The sequence below is a fragment of the Brevundimonas sp. genome (assembly GCF_013823285.1).
Lineage (GTDB): Bacteria > Pseudomonadota > Alphaproteobacteria > Caulobacterales > Caulobacteraceae > Brevundimonas.
Map to the genome: position 1 here is coordinate 1 of NZ_PNLV01000192.1, position 1,199 is coordinate 1,199.

A 1,199-nucleotide genomic window follows, 5' to 3' on the forward strand; every position below is an offset into this window, starting at 1 on the left:
CCCCTCAAATCGCGTTCAACGGCATCTTCAAAAACCGCTTCCCCGACGCCTCCGCGGGCGGCAGGGCGCCGGCGCGGATGTTCATCTGCAGGGACGGCAGGATCAGGTTGGGCACCTTCAGGGTCGCGTCGCGGGCCTCGCGCATGGCCACGAAATCGTCCTCGCTCGCCCCGCCGCCCACATGGATGTTGCCCGCCTTCTGGGCGCCCACGGTGGTCTCCCAGCGATAGTCCTCGCGGCCCTCGGGCAGATAGTCGTGGCCCACGAACATGCGGGTCTCTTCCGGCAGGGCCAGCAGCTTCTGGATCGAGCGGTACAGGGTGCGCGCGTCGCCGCCGGGGAAGTCGGCCCGGGCGGTGCCGTAGTCGGGCATGAACAGGGTGTCGCCCACGAACACCGCATCGCCCACGTGATAGCTGACGCAGGCGGGGGTGTGGCCGGGCGTGTGCAGCACCTCCACCGCCAGCGACCCCAGCATGAACCGCTCGCCGTCTGTGAACAGGCGGTCGAACACCACCCCGTCCGGCGTCACGTCATGGGCCTCGAACAGGGCGCCGAAGACCTTCTGCACCTTGGTGATGTGGCCGCCGATGCCGATGGGCGCGCCGGTGCGGTGGCGGATCTCGTCGGCGCCGGACAGGTGGTCGGCGTGGGCGTGGGTGTCCAGGATCAGCTTCAGGTCCAGCCCCTGATCGCGCACCGCGTCCAGCACCTGGACGATGGAGGCGTCGTCCGTGCGGGCGGCCGCCGGATCATAGTCCAGCACCGGGTCGATGATGGCCGCCGCGCCCGTGGCCGGGTCGCTGACCAGATAGGTGATGGTGTTGGTGGGGCCGTGAAAGAACCCCTGCACGCGGGGGGAGGTCGTGTCGTTGGAACGGGTCATGGCGTTCTCCTTCTGACGGGCAACATATTAGCTATTGCTAAATTAGCAAGACCTAATATAAAGGGGCTCATGACCGACCTGACAATCGACCACGCCATCGACCCCGCCGCCTTTCAGGCCGCCGCCGGCCAGGCCGCGCGCCTGCTCCGGGCGCTGGGCAATGAACGGCGCCTGATGATCCTGTGCCGTCTGGGCGGGGAGGAGCTGCCCGTGTCCGCCCTGGTGGAGGCCTCCGGCCTGTCACAGTCGGCCCTGTCGCAACACCTCGCCCTGCTGCGCGAGGAGGGCCTCGTGGCCACCCGGCGCGAGGGCC

General features: G+C 68.7%; 2 protein-coding genes. One reads left to right on the plus strand and one right to left on the minus strand.

All coding sequences use genetic code 11. From position 1 onward, the window contains the following. Positions 1-4: 4 nt before the first annotated feature. Entirely contained in the window at positions 5-886 is an 882-nt protein-coding gene (locus C0461_RS14315) for an MBL fold metallo-hydrolase (protein WP_292107972.1), read from the minus strand. A 69-nt stretch (positions 887-955) separates the two neighbouring features. Between C0461_RS14315 and C0461_RS14320 the strand changes: the two genes are divergently transcribed. Then, a partial coding sequence (locus C0461_RS14320) for a metalloregulator ArsR/SmtB family transcription factor (RefSeq protein ID WP_292107974.1) occupies positions 956-1,199 on the plus strand: 244 nt, incomplete at its 3' end.

Excerpts from the sequence above, each read along its gene's own strand:
- C0461_RS14315 (WP_292107972.1), bottom strand. The coding sequence starts at position 886 with ATGACCCGTTCCAACGACACGACCTCCCCCCGCGTGCAGGGGTTCTTT.